This window comes from Scandinavium sp. NPDC088450, from assembly GCF_044900545.1.
In the GTDB taxonomy this organism is placed as follows: Bacteria; Pseudomonadota; Gammaproteobacteria; order Enterobacterales; family Enterobacteriaceae; genus Scandinavium.
The window spans coordinates 1-13,826 of the sequence record NZ_JBJDNI010000018.1 but is presented as its reverse complement, the minus strand read 5'-3'; the positions used below and the strand labels follow the sequence as shown (position 1 = coordinate 13,826).

The 13,826-nt window shown below is 51.8% G+C and carries 14 protein-coding genes and 1 other annotated feature; of the genes, 6 read left to right on the top strand and 8 right to left on the bottom strand.

Annotated elements, in window-relative coordinates:
* Positions 1-3: 3 nt before the first annotated feature.
* From ACI2I2_RS15890 to ACI2I2_RS15875, 4 genes are all read right to left on the bottom strand, one after another.
* Positions 4-486, bottom strand: coding sequence for an OmpA family protein (locus ACI2I2_RS15890; RefSeq protein WP_404658762.1), 483 nt, complete (start codon positions 484-486; stop codon positions 4-6).
* A 16-nt stretch (positions 487-502) separates the two neighbouring features.
* Positions 503-1,723: a diguanylate cyclase DgcN gene (gene dgcN, locus ACI2I2_RS15885; protein ID WP_404658761.1), complete on the bottom strand. Its 1,221-nt coding sequence runs from the start codon at positions 1,721-1,723 to the stop codon at positions 503-505.
* Positions 1,716-2,324, bottom strand: a complete 609-nt coding sequence (locus ACI2I2_RS15880) for a YfiR family protein (protein ID WP_404658760.1) — start codon at positions 2,322-2,324, stop codon at positions 1,716-1,718. The genes dgcN and ACI2I2_RS15880 overlap by 8 nt, the downstream gene beginning before the upstream one ends.
* 64 nt (positions 2,325-2,388) lie before the next feature.
* The gene (locus ACI2I2_RS15875) at positions 2,389-2,763 is read right to left on the bottom strand and encodes a DUF2799 domain-containing protein (RefSeq protein WP_404658759.1); all 375 of its coding nucleotides are present in this window, start codon (positions 2,761-2,763) and stop codon (positions 2,389-2,391) included.
* A 216-nt stretch (positions 2,764-2,979) separates the two neighbouring features.
* Between ACI2I2_RS15875 and aroF the strand changes: the two genes are divergently transcribed.
* The 3 genes from aroF to ACI2I2_RS15860 all read left to right on the top strand — a co-directional run bounded on the left by aroF (position 2,980) and on the right by ACI2I2_RS15860 (position 6,118).
* A complete protein-coding gene (gene aroF, locus ACI2I2_RS15870) occupies positions 2,980-4,050 on the top strand; it encodes a 3-deoxy-7-phosphoheptulonate synthase AroF (RefSeq protein WP_404658758.1) in 1,071 nt (356 codons plus the stop codon).
* A 9-nt stretch (positions 4,051-4,059) separates the two neighbouring features.
* On the top strand, positions 4,060-5,181 hold the full coding sequence (tyrA, locus tag ACI2I2_RS15865) for a bifunctional chorismate mutase/prephenate dehydrogenase (protein ID WP_404658757.1): 1,122 nt from the start codon (positions 4,060-4,062) through the stop codon (positions 5,179-5,181).
* Positions 5,182-5,245: 64 nt separating this feature from the next.
* Positions 5,246-6,118 carry an SMP-30/gluconolactonase/LRE family protein gene (locus tag ACI2I2_RS15860; RefSeq protein WP_404658756.1) on the top strand — a complete coding sequence of 291 codons (873 nt, stop codon included), beginning with the start codon at positions 5,246-5,248 and terminating at the stop codon, positions 6,116-6,118.
* Here ACI2I2_RS15860 and pheA read toward each other — a convergent pair.
* From pheA to bamD, 4 genes are all read right to left on the bottom strand, one after another.
* Positions 6,115-7,275: a bifunctional chorismate mutase/prephenate dehydratase gene (gene pheA / locus ACI2I2_RS15855; RefSeq protein WP_404658755.1), complete on the bottom strand. Its 1,161-nt coding sequence runs from the start codon at positions 7,273-7,275 to the stop codon at positions 6,115-6,117. The two genes, ACI2I2_RS15860 and pheA, sit on opposite strands and share 4 nt — an antisense overlap.
* Positions 7,276-7,297: 22 nt before the next feature.
* Positions 7,298-7,423, bottom strand: a sequence feature (Phe leader region).
* Complete coding sequence (gene pheL, locus ACI2I2_RS15850; protein ID WP_110512077.1) at positions 7,375-7,422, bottom strand: pheA operon leader peptide PheL; 48 nt, start codon at positions 7,420-7,422, stop codon at positions 7,375-7,377. Its footprint overlaps the feature before it by 48 nt.
* Positions 7,424-7,703: 280 nt before the next feature.
* Positions 7,704-8,045, bottom strand: coding sequence for a ribosome-associated translation inhibitor RaiA (raiA, locus tag ACI2I2_RS15845; RefSeq protein ID WP_330985177.1), 342 nt, complete (start codon positions 8,043-8,045; stop codon positions 7,704-7,706).
* Positions 8,046-8,317: 272 nt separating this feature from the next.
* Positions 8,318-9,061, bottom strand: a complete 744-nt coding sequence (gene bamD / locus ACI2I2_RS15840; protein ID WP_404658754.1) for an outer membrane protein assembly factor BamD — start codon at positions 9,059-9,061, stop codon at positions 8,318-8,320.
* Between the two features lie 131 nt (positions 9,062-9,192).
* On the opposite strand from bamD, the gene rluD reads away from it, so the two are divergent.
* The 3 genes from rluD (at position 9,193) to clpB (ending at position 13,603) form a co-directional block, all read left to right on the top strand.
* Complete coding sequence (gene rluD, locus ACI2I2_RS15835; RefSeq protein WP_404658753.1) at positions 9,193-10,173, top strand: 23S rRNA pseudouridine(1911/1915/1917) synthase RluD; 981 nt, start codon at positions 9,193-9,195, stop codon at positions 10,171-10,173.
* Positions 10,170-10,901: a purine nucleoside phosphorylase YfiH gene (gene yfiH, locus ACI2I2_RS15830; protein WP_404658752.1), complete on the top strand. Its 732-nt coding sequence runs from the start codon at positions 10,170-10,172 to the stop codon at positions 10,899-10,901. Before rluD ends, yfiH begins: the two co-directional genes overlap by 4 nt.
* Positions 10,902-11,029: 128 nt before the next feature.
* Complete coding sequence (clpB, locus tag ACI2I2_RS15825; protein WP_404658751.1) at positions 11,030-13,603, top strand: ATP-dependent chaperone ClpB; 2,574 nt, start codon at positions 11,030-11,032, stop codon at positions 13,601-13,603.
* Positions 13,604-13,826: the final 223 nt, after the last annotated feature.

Here is a 13,826-nt window from a genome sequence, read left to right as displayed (position 1 = left end):
TTATCAGGGCGTGCTGATAACGATCGTCACACGACGGTTTTCAGCGCGGCCCTGCGCCGTTTTATTGCTGGCGACAGGATATTTTTCCCCGAGTCCGCGAGTGATCAGGTTGGTGCGCGGGATATGTGCACCTTCCGCCCACGCATCCGCGACGCGATTGGCGCGTTTGAGCGAGAGCGCTTCGTTATAGCTGCTTTCACCGTAGTTATCTGTGTGTCCATCCATACGCATGTGCTTCAGCCCGGTGGCGGCCAGTTGAGAAGCCATCTTCTGAATTTGCTGACGGCTATCGTCTTTAAGCTGGTAGTCATTGGTAGCGAACAAGATTTTATCGTTCAGGCCCAATGACCAGTCACCGTTGTTTTCTCTGAAGCCACAGGCTTTCATTTCAGCGATTTGCTCTGGGGAGAATTTCCCCTGCGGCGCCTGACAGCCAGTCAGAAAGAGGGCGGTCAGGACAAAAGGGGTGATAAGACGTTTAAGCATGCTGAATTCCTTGTTGTCAGAAAGCTGTTTTGGTTCGCTGATTTTTCATCAGGTACATATTCTTATCGGCCTGTTCGAGTAAAGTCTCCACTGCATCATGCTCCCAGGCCAGGGCATAACCAATACTGAGCGTAAAGGGCGTCAGATAGCCGTTATGCATGTCTACCGAACGATTAAATTGTTGTGCGACACCTGAACAGATGCGCTGCACCTGAGGTTCGTCGTTAATGCCAATGAGGATCATCGCGAATTCATCGCCGCCTAATCGATAGGCAAAGTGTTGCTTGCCGCTAAATTCAGCCAGCCGTACCGCCGTTTCAATTAGCACGCAGTCGCCAGCGGCGTGGCCCCAGGTATCGTTGATGTCTTTGAAATCATCGCCATCCAAAAACAGCAAGGCGGCCGTCGCTTTTGCGACGCTATCGTTCATCAGGGCATGAATACGGTTACGAAAAGCTGCCCGATTGGGGAGACCCGTTAGCGGATCGTGCATGGCTGTTTTCAGCAACTGATCATTTTTGGCTTGCAGCGAGGTTTGCCACTGCTCCATTTCATCCAACAGGCTGTTGAAGTCCTGGGCGAAGTGGTGAAATTCTTCGATTCGCTCGTCAGGAACGCGACGCGAAAAGTTTCGATTAGTTCTGACGTCATGGGCGACATCGGCAATATTCTGCAAGGCATTCACCACGTCGGCGTGGAGATGGCGTGAAATAAGCATGGCGGCAGCGGTAGCCAATAAGATACAGCTGGTGAGAACGGCCAGTGAGTTCCAGATAAAATGGCCAATCAAGCTATCTCTTGCCGTTAGCCTTATCTGGCCAATAATTTCACCATTATGGATAACCGGTTGGGCAGCAGGCTTCGGAAATAGCCAATGGCTGAGCATGAGAGTAAAGCGCTCGCTATTTGCTGCACTTTCATAAGCCCAATGAGCAAACAATTCGTTGTGTTTATTAAAGACTTCAGCCTGAGCAAACTGCCCTTGTTTACCCAGCATTGCCAGTGTGTCAGTCGCCGCAGTGGCATCGCCAAAGACCAGCGCCGCTTCAATACTGTGACTCATTGTGGCGCCAGTCAGCTCAAGATTTTTTTGCGCATACTGTTTAAAGGTCACGACTGAAACCGCACACAGCATTAACCAAATCAGCATCATGGTAATGACGATACTGGTGGTGTTGATGCGCCGTAGGGCTCTTTTAAACGTCGGGCGCGACGCAGCGGAGATGTCCTTATTCATGTTTTTTATTCCGGGCAAGCATGAGAACGTCCGGATTGACCCTGACACCACTTCTGGAGAGGGCATCCAGATTCACGGAAAAAGTGACTCGTTCTTCATGACGCTGCAGGCAAAATGCACTGCCAATACTGCATTCGGCGTTTTGTTCTGCAATGGTCAGTAACGGATGGCTCTGAAAGCGATTCACGATTTGCTGCTGACGCTCTGGAGATTCGGTACCAAAATAAAGTGCATCGCAGCGGGCAGACAGGGCATCTTGTTCATTATGGACAATCACTGTCTGGTAGTTTTTTACGCTATTGGTATCGTCGGGAAGCGTGGTGCTAAGCGTGGACGTTGAAAAGACACACAAGATGGGTGGGCCGTTGAGCGCGGGCCAACGAGTGTAACTGATGATGCCGGAAACAATATCGCGGACAGCGCTACCCTCACCGGTAGAGGCTGCGTACACCGGGGCATTGATACTTGTAATGAAGAGTGCCGCAATCAAACGGCACGAAAAAGGTTGCCACCGGGTGCTCACCTGAAACCGCCATGTATTCAGAAATGATATATTCACAAAACTTATATAAAGAGTACCATTATTCTGAATTACAGTCATTACTGACCGTAATTGCATCAGTACGTTACTGAAAGACTTTATGATAAGCAGCCAGAGCTTAGCCTCAACGAAGCAACGTCGACTGTGCGCCTTCTTTCATGCCTTTATCCCAGGCTTCGCGTAATTCTTTGGCGTTGGCTTTACTGTCACACCCTTCTGGATAAATCTTCCCGGAAACTCCCCAGCCGTACAGCAGATGTGCCTGACAGATATCTTCGAGGCCGACAGCATAACCCTTAAGATACAGTGGACGATTGACCTTCGAGTCGTCCAAATCGTTGGCAAGCCTGTCATCGCTGCGGGGTTTGACGCCCGTTCGTCCGTCATCAATGCCCTCGCCATACCAGTCGGTTGCGCCTTTGGGCATATCGGCGTAAGGATCGAGTTTGCAGCCACTTAACAGAAGGAGTAACAGAGCGCACAGAAAGGGTTTCATCATGACCTCCGAATCAATGCTTTCAGCATAGCGTAGCCGCTGGGTATCGCGAGTGGAATGTTTTGTTTACGACTTTACGTAAGGAAAATGCCATTAAAATGCCATCCGTAAAGTAAAATTTACGGATTATGGATTGAAATCTTTACCGCGTGTGATATCGTTAACCCATCCTCAGTGAGGAACCCAATTATCGCAAACGAGCTATACAGGATCGCCATCATGCAAAAAGACGCGCTGAACAACGTACATATCTCCGACGAACACGTTCTGATCACCCCTGAAGTGCTGAAAGCGGAGTTCCCGCTGACCGCCGCTCAGGAAGCCCAGATTGCCGATTCTCGTCAGACCATTTCCAATATCATTGCTGGCCGCGACCCGCGCCTGCTGGTGGTATGCGGGCCGTGCTCCATTCACGATCCGGAAGCGGCGATTGAATACGCACGTCGATTTAAAGCTCTTGCCGCAGAGGTCAGCGATAGCCTCTACCTGGTGATGCGCGTCTATTTTGAAAAACCACGTACCACAGTGGGCTGGAAGGGGCTTATCAACGATCCGCACATGGATGGCTCGTTTGATGTGGAAGGCGGTCTGAAAATAGCTCGTCGTTTACTGGTTGAGCTGGTCAGCATGGGCCTACCACTGGCGACCGAAGCGCTCGATCCGAACAGCCCGCAGTACCTGGGTGACCTGTTCAGCTGGTCTGCAATTGGCGCACGTACTACCGAATCCCAGACTCACCGCGAGATGGCGTCGGGTCTCTCAATGCCGGTTGGCTTTAAAAACGGCACCGACGGTAGCCTGGCGACAGCCATCAACGCCATGCGCGCAGCAGCGATGCCGCACCGTTTTGTCGGTATCAACCAGGCCGGTCAGGTTTGCTTGCTGCAAACTCAGGGCAACCCAGACGGTCATGTGATCCTGCGTGGCGGTAAAGCACCAAACTACAGCCCGGCAGACGTTGCTCAGTGCGAAAAAGAGATGGAACAAGCAGGACTGAAACCGGCTCTGATGGTAGATTGCAGTCATGGGAACTCCAATAAAGACTACCGCCGTCAGCCTGCCGTGGCAGAATCCGTGGTGGCGCAAATTAAAGACGGCAATCGTTCCATTATTGGGTTGATGATTGAAAGTAATATCCATGAAGGTAATCAGTCTTCCGAACAGCCACGTTGCGACATGAAGTACGGCGTGTCGGTCACGGATGCCTGCATTAGCTGGGAAACGACGGACGCCCTGCTGCGTGAACTGGACAAAGATTTGCGTGGCCAGCTTGCGGCTCGTCTGGCGTAAGAGGAATTTATGGTTGCTGAACTGACCGCACTGCGCGATCAAATCGATGAAGTTGACAAGGCGCTGCTGGGATTACTGGCACGCCGCCTGGAGCTGGTGGCCGAAGTAGGGGAAGTCAAAAGTAAGTACGGCTTGCCCATTTATGTGCCTGAGCGTGAGGCTTCCATGCTGGCCTCACGCCGCCAGGAAGCCGCCGCGATGGGGGTCCCGCCAGATCTGATTGAAGACGTGCTTCGTCGTGTGATGCGTGAGTCTTACTCCAGCGAAAATGACAAAGGCTTCAAAACCCTTTGCCCGCAGCTGCGTCCAGTGGTGATCGTCGGCGGCGGCGGTCAGATGGGGCGTCTGTTCGAGAAGATGCTGACGCTGTCTGGCTACCAGGTTCGCATTCTTGAGAAAGAAGACTGGGCTCAGGCTGAAGCGTTAGTGGCTGATGCGGGTATGGTGATTGTCAGCGTGCCGATTCATACCACCGCGCAAATCATCGAGAAACTGCCAAAGCTGCCAGCAGACTGCATTCTGGTGGATTTGGCTTCCGTCAAAGCAGTGCCATTGCAGGCGATGTTAGCCGCTCATAACGGGCCGGTGTTGGGCTTACACCCGATGTTTGGGCCAGACAGCGGCAGTCTTGCGAAGCAGGTTGTGGTTTATTGTGATGGCAGGCAGCCGGAAGCCTATCAGTGGTTCCTGGAGCAAATTCAGGTTTGGGGTGCGCGTTTGCACCGCACCAGCGCTGTTGAACACGACCAGAATATGGCGTTCATTCAGGCGCTGCGCCACTTCGCCACGTTCGCCTATGGCTTGCATCTGGCGGAAGAGAACGTTCAGCTTGAGCAACTGCTGGCGCTGTCATCGCCGATTTACCGTCTTGAACTGGCGATGGTGGGCCGCCTGTTTGCACAGGACCCGCAACTCTACGCTGACATTATTATGTCTTCGCCGAGTAACATTCAGCTGATCAAGCGTTACTACAAACGTTTTGGTGAGGCGATTGGCCTGCTGGAACAGGGCGATAAACAAGCCTTTATCGATAGCTTCCGTAAGGTTGAGCATTGGTTTGGGGATTACGCCCAGCGTTTCCAGAGCGAAAGCCGGACGCTACTGCGCCAGGCCAACGACAGTCGGCAATAAAAAAACTGTTTATACTCAAAAGCCAGAGGGGAAACCCGCTGGCTTTTTTTATAGGGAAACGATCATGGCACAGCCAGAAGTGTTGTTTGATTACACCGGTCATCTGCCGGAATGCCCCACCTGGAGTGAGTCCGAACAGGCGCTCTATTGGGCCGATATCCTTGAGTATGAAATTCACCGTTACGATCTGCGAAGCGGCGACCATCAGGTTCTGCAATTTCCTGAAGAAGTTGGCTGTTTTGCGCTGAGGGAAAACGGGGGCTTTATCGTGGCGTTGCGCAGCGCCATCTGGTTAAGCGACAAGCATGGTCTGCTGGTTCGCAAAATTTGCGATAATCCAGGCAATCCCCAACTGGCGCGTTTCAATGACGGCGGAACCGATCGTGATGGGCGTTTCTACGCGGGAACGTTTTGGGGGCCTGGCGATTATAACGGCGCGTTATTGGTGCGGGTCGATAATCAACTGAAGCCGAAAGTTATCCAGTGCGATATTCACGGAGCAAATGGCCTGGCGTTTAGCGCCGATAAAAAATGGATGTACACCTCCGATACGCCCAACGGCGTTGTGTATCGCACGCCTTTGGATAACGAGGGAGAGCCGGGGCAACGTGACGTTTTCCATCAGTTTTCTGCAGGTGAAGGCATTCCTGACGGTGCAGCTATTGATGAAGAAGGCTGTTACTGGAGTGCGATGTTTGATGGCTGGCGCGTTGTGCGTTTTTCGCCTGAAGGCAAAATACTTGAAGAGCACCGTTTGCCGGTACGCTGCCCGACGATGGTCTGCTTTGGCGGGGAAGAGATGAAAACGTTGTTCATTACCACCACTCGCGAAAATATGAGCGCGGAAGAGGTGAGGCAATATCCGTTATCAGGTGCCATCTTCACCCTGCCAGTTAGCGTGGCAGGAATGAAGAAGTTGCCTTTTGTGGGGGCTTAAGCCGGGTCGACCGGCACCACATTTTCACCTGGATAGCAGCCAAGAACCTTCATGGAGCGGGTGATCGCGCCCAGCTCCTTCAATGCCTTTTGCATGGCATCCGATTCCAGATTCGCCTGGATATCCAGATAAAACATCTCTTCCCACGGGTTGCCATAAATTGGGCGGGATTCGAGTTTGGTCATGATCAGATTGTGATTTCGCAATACCAGCAGGGCCTCTACCAGCGCACCGGCCTGCTGGCCCGTTGCCATCAGCAGCGTGGTTTTGGCTGGAACCTGATCGGAAACATCAATTGCTTTGCGAGCCAGCACGACGAAGCGAGTAATGTTTTGCGTCTGGTTAGCCAGGTTGCGTTCAAGCACTTGTAAACCATACAGGCCGCCACCGGCTTCGCTGCCCAGTGCGGCAACGTGAGGGGAGTTAGCCTCGGCCACTTTTTCCATCGCTGCAGAGGTGCTCTCGGTGTACTCGATTTTCCAGTGCGGATAGCGGTTCAGGAACTGGCTGCATTGCTGGAAAGGTTGCGGATGGCTGTATACCGTTTCAATGTTGTCCAGATCGGTCGAACCCGAAACCAGAACGCAGTGATCAATCGGGATCGTCATTTCACCCACGATAGACAGACTGGTGTGCTGAAGCAGATCGTAGACATCATTAATGGCGCCAGAGCTGGTGTTTTCAATCGGCACGACCGCGTAATCAGCTTGCCCGGTTTCAACCTGATTAAAGATATCGGCGAACTTAGCGCAACCGCTTTCAATAAATTGCTCGAAATGACGAGCAGCATACTGACGCGCAGCAAGGTGAGAGTAGGAACCTTTTGGACCGAGGAAGGCGACGCGGGCTGAGTGTGGATTTATTTTATTCAGATGCTGTTGCAACAGTGCCTGCTGGGTGAGAACAGAGTCTTCGATGATCAGCTGGAACAGACGTGTAATGTAATGCGCGTCAAGGTGATGAGTCTTTCCAAGGGTAATCAGACGTTCAAGCAGATCGCGCTCTCTGTCGATATCACGTACAGGACGGTGTGACAGGAGTTTGGCTTTGCCTACTTCTACCGCTAGCCCACGGCGTTCCGCCAGCAGAGAGAGCAATTTTTCATCCAGTGCGCTTATCTTATCGCGCAGAGCCAGTAACGGGTTTTCCGCAGTCATAATGTCGCCTTTCTTGTTATCAATAAAAAAGGCCCCCCGGTGTGGGAGGCCTTATTGTTCGTCTTCGCATTCTTTATCACACGACGAAACGCCTCCCATTCAGGGGAAGGTAAAAAAGAATGCGAAGAAGAACGGAACAATTTTCATCAGGGTTTCCTTGAGACAGTGCAGTTAAAGTAACCGCACTGTTTTCATGCTGTCAACCGCAAAAGCGGATGGGCACAAAAAACGCGCCCCGAGGCGCGCTAAGACAGATGACAAACTTTGTATCATCGCGAAGCAGCCTAGGGAATCGGATAGAAAACGGGAAAATCAATTTATTGATTTTCGGCTGATAATCACAATGAAGGAAAAACCACGCTTTTTCCTTCGTTGTTAAACGAAAAAACGCGCCCGGAGGCGCGTTGGATTAACACAGATGTTAAGGATTACTCTTGTTCAACTTGTTCAACGAAGTTGACGTCTTTCACCGATGCATTGGCGCGACGTGCTTCCCCTTTGTGTTGCACTTTATTGAGCTGCCTTTCCAGCTTGTTGATCAATTCGTTAATGGCAGTGTACATATCATCGTGACGAGCGCTGGCAACCAGATGTCCGTTCGGGGTATTCATGGTCGCATCGGCAACAAAACCCTGTGGCTCTTTGGACAGAATGATATGGGGGTTAATCAGTTGAGTTTGCCATTTTTCAAGTTTGGCGAGACGGTCTGTGACATGCTGGCGGATAGCCGGAGTAATTTCCATTTGTTTACTGGTAATGTTCATTGTCATAAATTTTACCTCTTGTCTTTCCCGTCTTGGTGATTCCAGCATACCTGTCCCAATGTCAAAAAGCGTGATGCAAATCACGTATTTTTGTCACTTTTTGTCAACTCATGCATTTTGTGAGGCAGGACAGGAACAGGGGATTTTTTACTTGAGGAAGTGGCAAAAGAGAGCCATAGTTGATGGGATGCGTCAGCGCTAAACCGCTTCAGCTTAATACTGAATTGCATAAAAAACGGCAGCCCACTGGGCTGCCGTTTTTTTATCAACAGAGCACATTACCCGTTGGTTTTGCTTCCGTTGGCGGCAATGATTTTTGCCACTTTATCCGCTTGCGCGTTCATCTGCATTTCGCGGTAAGCTTTTTCCATCTTCGGCAGCGCATCACGCGTCGCTTGCGTATCCGGGAAGTCACGCAGCATGCCTTCTGTGCGGTTCACCACGGCAACCCATGCACCACGGTCAGTGTAGTAATCCACAACCGACAGTTCATACTTCGCCAGACGATCTTTCAGGAACACCATGCGTTTGTAGGCATCGGATGAATACTGGCTCTGCGGATAGCCGCGGACCAGTTTGGAGAAGTCGTTGAATGCATCGCGAGCGTGCTGCGGATCGCGGTCTGAACGATCAACACCAAAGAAGCCCTGCAGAGCACTGTCATCCAGCGCCATGTTGGTCAGGCCACGCATATAGATGACGTAGTCGATGTTTGGATGGGTCGGGTTCAGACGCATAAAACGATCGATAGCAGCCTGAGCAAGCGGCAGATCGGCATTTTTGTAATACGCATAAATCAGATCCAGCTGCACCTGCTGAGAGTACGGGCCAAATGGATAGCGGTTATCCAACGCTTCCAGTTGCGTTATCGCCTGTTTCCAGTTACCGTCCTGCAACTTTTGTTGAGCAGTCGCGTAGATTTCATTTGGCGGGTTATCAGGCACCTCTTCCTTTGAACCGGAGCAACCCGCCAAAGCCAGGCTCAGTGTGGCAAGGGCCACCAGGTATTTCATGCGCGTCATGACGTTTTGACTTTCCTCAGAATGTTTATGCGGGAGATTATCATTCCTGCTCCCGATTAAGACCAGCTACAATAGCACACTATATTATACGGCGAAGCCGTAAAACCCAACGTTAAACGAAGAAGATGTCTATGGCACAACTTGTACAACTCACCGCAACGGTATCCGAAAAACAACTCGGTCAACGCTTAGATCAGGCTTTGGCCGAAATGTTCCCGGATTATTCACGTTCGCGCATAAAAGAATGGATTCTTGACCAGCGAGTGCTGGTTAACGGCGTTATCTGCGACAAGCCGAAAGAGAAAGTGTTGGGTGGGGAAAGCGTCGCCATCAATGCTGAAATCGAAGAAGAAGCTCGCTTTGAGCCGCAGGATATCCCGCTCAATATCGTGTATGAAGATGACGACATCCTCGTTATCAACAAGCCGCGCGATTTGGTTGTGCATCCTGGTGCAGGTAACCCGGATGGCACAATTTTGAATGCGCTGCTCCACTATTATCCTCCGATTGTGGACGTTCCTCGTGCAGGCATCGTGCACCGTCTGGATAAGGACACCACAGGTTTGATGGTGGTGGCGAAAACCGTTCCCGCACAGACTCGCCTGGTGGAAGCCCTGCAATTGCGTGAAATAACGCGTGAGTATGAGGCGGTAGCGATTGGTCACATGACTGCAGGCGGTACGGTTGAAGAACCGATCAGCCGTCACCCGACCAAACGTACGCACATGTCCGTTCACCCGATGGGTAAACCGGCGGTAACGCACTATCGCATCATGGAACATTTCCGTATTCACACGCGTTTACGTCTGCGTCTGGAAACAGGCCGCACGCACCAAATCCGTGTGCATATGGCGCATATCACGCATCCGCTGGTGGGCGATCAGCTTTATGGCGGGCGTCCACGTCCACCGAAAGGGGCCTCCGAAGCGTTCATCACCGAGCTGCGCAAATTTGACCGTCAGGCCCTTCACGCCACCATGCTTCGTCTGTATCACCCGATTACCGGGATCCAGATGGAATGGCATGCACCTATCCCACAGGATATGGTCGACTTGATTGCCGCGATGCGCGCAGATTTCGAAGAACATAAGGACGATGTTGCCTGGTTATGACCAAGATTATCACTCCTCAGTGGCCGATGCCTGAGAGCGTCGGGGCGTGCAGTTCAACGCGAATAGGCGGTGTCAGCCTGCCGCCTTACGATTCTCTCAATCTCGGCGCCCATTGTGGGGATAACCTGGAACAGGTAGAGGAAAATCGCCGTCGCTTTTATGAAGCGGCAGCGTTTCCATCTCGCCCAGTCTGGCTTGAGCAGGTCCATGGCAACGCCGTGTTGACCCTAACGGGCGGCGAGTACGAATCGAAACGTGCAGACGCCTCTTACAGCAACAAGCCAGGACTCGTTTGCGCCGTGATGACAGCGGACTGCCTTCCGGTGCTGTTCTGTAATAAAGCTGGAACAGAAGTTGCCGCCGCTCATGCTGGCTGGCGTGGCCTTTGCGATGGCGTTCTGGAAGCGACAGTCGGTCATTTTCAGGATAAGCCCGAAAACATTCTGGCCTGGCTTGGGCCGGCCATTGGTCCCACCGCTTTTGAAGTGGGCGGCGAAGTTCGCGAAGCGTTTATGGCTAAAGATCCTAAAGCAGACTCGGCTTTTCGTCCTGTGGGCGAAAAATACTATGCTGATATCTATCAACTGGCACGCCAGCGTCTGGCAAATCTGGGCATTCAGCAGATCTTCGGCGGCGATCGCTGCACACTAAGCGAAAAGGATGATTTTTTCTCTTATCGACGCGATCGGACGACAGGTCGTATGGCAAGTTTCATTTGGCTGATATAACCTAAAGAATCAAGACGATCCAGAAGGCTGGCTTATTTTTCATAAACTCCAGGTCTTTAACCTTGAATAATTGAGGGATGACCTCATTTAATCTCCAGTAGCAAATTTGACCTGTTATGGGAGGAGTTATGCGTCTGGATCGTCTTACTAATAAATTCCAGCTTGCTCTCGCCGATGCCCAGTCTCTCGCACTGGGGCACGACAACCAATTCATCGAACCTCTTCATCTCATGAGCGCACTTCTGAATCAGGAAGGCGGTTCGGTACGTCCATTATTAACCTCTGCTGGCGTTAACGCCGGACAGCTCCGCACGGCCATCGATCAGGCATTAAGCCGTTTACCCCAAGTAGAAGGTACTGGTGGTGATGTGCAGCCTTCACAGGATTTGGTGCGGGTGCTCAATCTTTGCGACAAGCTGGCGCAAAAGAGAGGGGATAACTTTATCTCGTCAGAACTGTTTGTTCTGGCGGCGCTTGAATCACGCGGCACGCTGACCGACCTGTTGAAAACCGCCGGAGCCACGACCGCCAATGTGACCCAGGCGATTGAACAAATGCGCGGAGGTGAAAGCGTGAACGATCAGGGAGCCGAAGACCAACGTCAGGCTTTGAAAAAATACACACTCGATCTGACTGAGCGCGCCGAACAAGGCAAGCTCGATCCGGTGATTGGGCGTGATGAAGAAATTCGTCGCACCATTCAGGTACTTCAGCGTCGAACCAAAAATAACCCGGTATTGATTGGTGAACCGGGCGTGGGTAAAACGGCCATTGTTGAAGGTCTTGCCCAGCGTATCGTGAATGGTGAAGTGCCTGAAGGGCTGAAAGGTCGCCGCGTACTGGCGCTGGATATGGGCGCGTTGGTGGCAGGTGCGAAATATCGTGGTGAATTCGAAGAACGTCTTAAAGGTGTGCTCAACGATCTGGCGAAACAGGAAGGCAACGTCATTCTGTTTATCGACGAGCTGCACACCATGGTAGGTGCTGGTAAAGCCGATGGTGCCATGGATGCGGGCAACATGCTGAAGCCTGCACTGGCCCGTGGTGAATTGCACTGCGTGGGCGCAACGACACTGGATGAATACCGTCAGTACATCGAAAAAGATGCGGCTCTGGAACGTCGCTTCCAGAAGGTGTTTGTCGCAGAGCCTTCAGTGGAAGATACCATCGCTATCCTGCGTGGCCTGAAAGAGCGCTATGAACTGCATCACCATGTGCAGATCACGGACCCGGCAATCGTGGCAGCGGCCACACTGTCGCATCGTTATATTGCGGATCGCCAGTTACCGGACAAAGCCATCGACCTTATTGATGAAGCGGCCTCCAGCATCCGTATGCAGATAGACTCGAAGCCGGAAGAACTTGACCGTCTGGATCGGCGAATCATTCAGCTCAAGCTGGAACAGCAGGCGTTGAAAAAAGAGTCAGATGAAGCCAGTCTCAAGCGCCTGGATATGCTTAATGAAGAGCTGGACGATAAAGAACGCCAGTATTCAGAGCTTGAAGAAGAGTGGAAAGCCGAAAAAGCCTCCCTCTCCGGGACTCAGACCATCAAGGCAGAACTTGAGGAGGCGAAAATCGCCATCGAGCAGGCTCGCCGCGTTGGGGACCTCGCCAGGATGTCTGAGCTCCAGTACGGAAAAATTCCCGATCTGGAAAAACAGCTGGCGATAGCCACCCAGTCTGAAGGCAAAACCATGCGTCTGCTGAAAAACCGCGTGACTGACGTGGAAATTGCTGATGTGCTGGCACGCTGGACAGGTATTCCGGTAGCAAGAATGCTGGAAGGTGAACGTGACAAACTGCTGCGCATGGAGCAGGAATTGCACAGTCGGGTAATTGGGCAGAATGAAGCAGTAGAAGCGGTTTCCAATGCTATTCGCCGCAGCCGTGCAGGATTATCCGATCCGAATCGCCCGATTGGTTCATTCCTCTTCCTGGGGCCGACCGGTGTGGGTAAAACTGAGCTGTGTAAGGCGCTGGCTAACTTCATGTTCGACAGTGACGACGCGATGGTACGTATCGACATGTCAGAATTCATGGAGAAACACTCCGTTTCACGGCTGGTGGGTGCACCTCCGGGATATGTTGGTTATGAAGAAGGTGGCTATCTGACTGAAGCTGTTCGCCGCCGTCCTTATTCGGTGATTCTGCTGGATGAAGTTGAGAAAGCGCATCCTGATGTGTTCAACATTCTGTTGCAGGTGCTGGACGATGGTCGTCTGACAGACGGGCAGGGGAGAACGGTCGATTTCCGTAACACCGTGGTCATCATGACTTCTAACCTCGGTTCCGATTTGATTCAGGAACGTTTCGGCGAACTGGATTACGGCCATATGAAGGATCTGGTGCTTGGAGTGGTAAGCCATAGCTTCCGTCCGGAGTTCATTAACCGTATTGATGAAGTGGTGGTGTTCCATCCGTTGGGTGAGAAACATATCGCCTCCATTGCGAAGATCCAACTGCAGCGTCTCTATCAGCGCCTCGAAGAGCGAGGTTATGACGTCCATATAGAAGATGATGCGTTGGCTCTGCTGAGCGCAAACGGCTATGACCCGGTGTATGGCGCGCGTCCGCTGAAGCGAGCTATCCAGCAGCAAATCGAGAACCCTCTGGCGCAGCAAATCCTTTCCGGTGAGCTGATTCCGGGGAAAACCATCAAGCTGATGGTGAAAGATGACCGTATTGTTGCGGTGCAGTAAGTCACAAAAAAGAAAAAACGGGCCCTTCGGGGCTCGTTTTTGTTTAAAAACCAGGCAAGAATAAGCGTTTACAAGCCATTTTGTATAAATAGTGAGCGGTCGATAAGTTTTTTCGAATTTATACTTGTCACCCCGGAATAACTCCCTATAATGCGCCTCCACTGACACGGAACAACGGCAAGCAAGCCGCCGGGTCAGCAGGGTTTCTCCGGAAATTCTGACA

Coding starts and splice junctions, on each gene's coding strand:
- ACI2I2_RS15880 (WP_404658760.1), bottom strand. CDS start 2,324: ATGACTGTAATTCAGAATAATGGTACTCTTTATATAAGTTTTGTGAAT.
- yfiH (WP_404658752.1), top strand. CDS start 10,170: ATGACCAAGATTATCACTCCTCAGTGGCCGATGCCTGAGAGCGTCGGG.
- rluD (WP_404658753.1), top strand. CDS start 9,193: ATGGCACAACTTGTACAACTCACCGCAACGGTATCCGAAAAACAACTC.
- ACI2I2_RS15890 (WP_404658762.1), bottom strand. CDS start 486: ATGCTTAAACGTCTTATCACCCCTTTTGTCCTGACCGCCCTCTTTCTG.
- ACI2I2_RS15860 (WP_404658756.1), top strand. CDS start 5,246: ATGGCACAGCCAGAAGTGTTGTTTGATTACACCGGTCATCTGCCGGAA.
- pheA (WP_404658755.1), bottom strand. CDS start 7,275: ATGACTGCGGAAAACCCGTTACTGGCTCTGCGCGATAAGATAAGCGCA.
- raiA (WP_330985177.1), bottom strand. CDS start 8,045: ATGACAATGAACATTACCAGTAAACAAATGGAAATTACTCCGGCTATC.
- tyrA (WP_404658757.1), top strand. CDS start 4,060: ATGGTTGCTGAACTGACCGCACTGCGCGATCAAATCGATGAAGTTGAC.
- ACI2I2_RS15875 (WP_404658759.1), bottom strand. CDS start 2,763: ATGATGAAACCCTTTCTGTGCGCTCTGTTACTCCTTCTGTTAAGTGGC.
- dgcN (WP_404658761.1), bottom strand. CDS start 1,723: ATGAATAAGGACATCTCCGCTGCGTCGCGCCCGACGTTTAAAAGAGCC.
- bamD (WP_404658754.1), bottom strand. CDS start 9,061: ATGACGCGCATGAAATACCTGGTGGCCCTTGCCACACTGAGCCTGGCT.
- aroF (WP_404658758.1), top strand. CDS start 2,980: ATGCAAAAAGACGCGCTGAACAACGTACATATCTCCGACGAACACGTT.
- clpB (WP_404658751.1), top strand. CDS start 11,030: ATGCGTCTGGATCGTCTTACTAATAAATTCCAGCTTGCTCTCGCCGAT.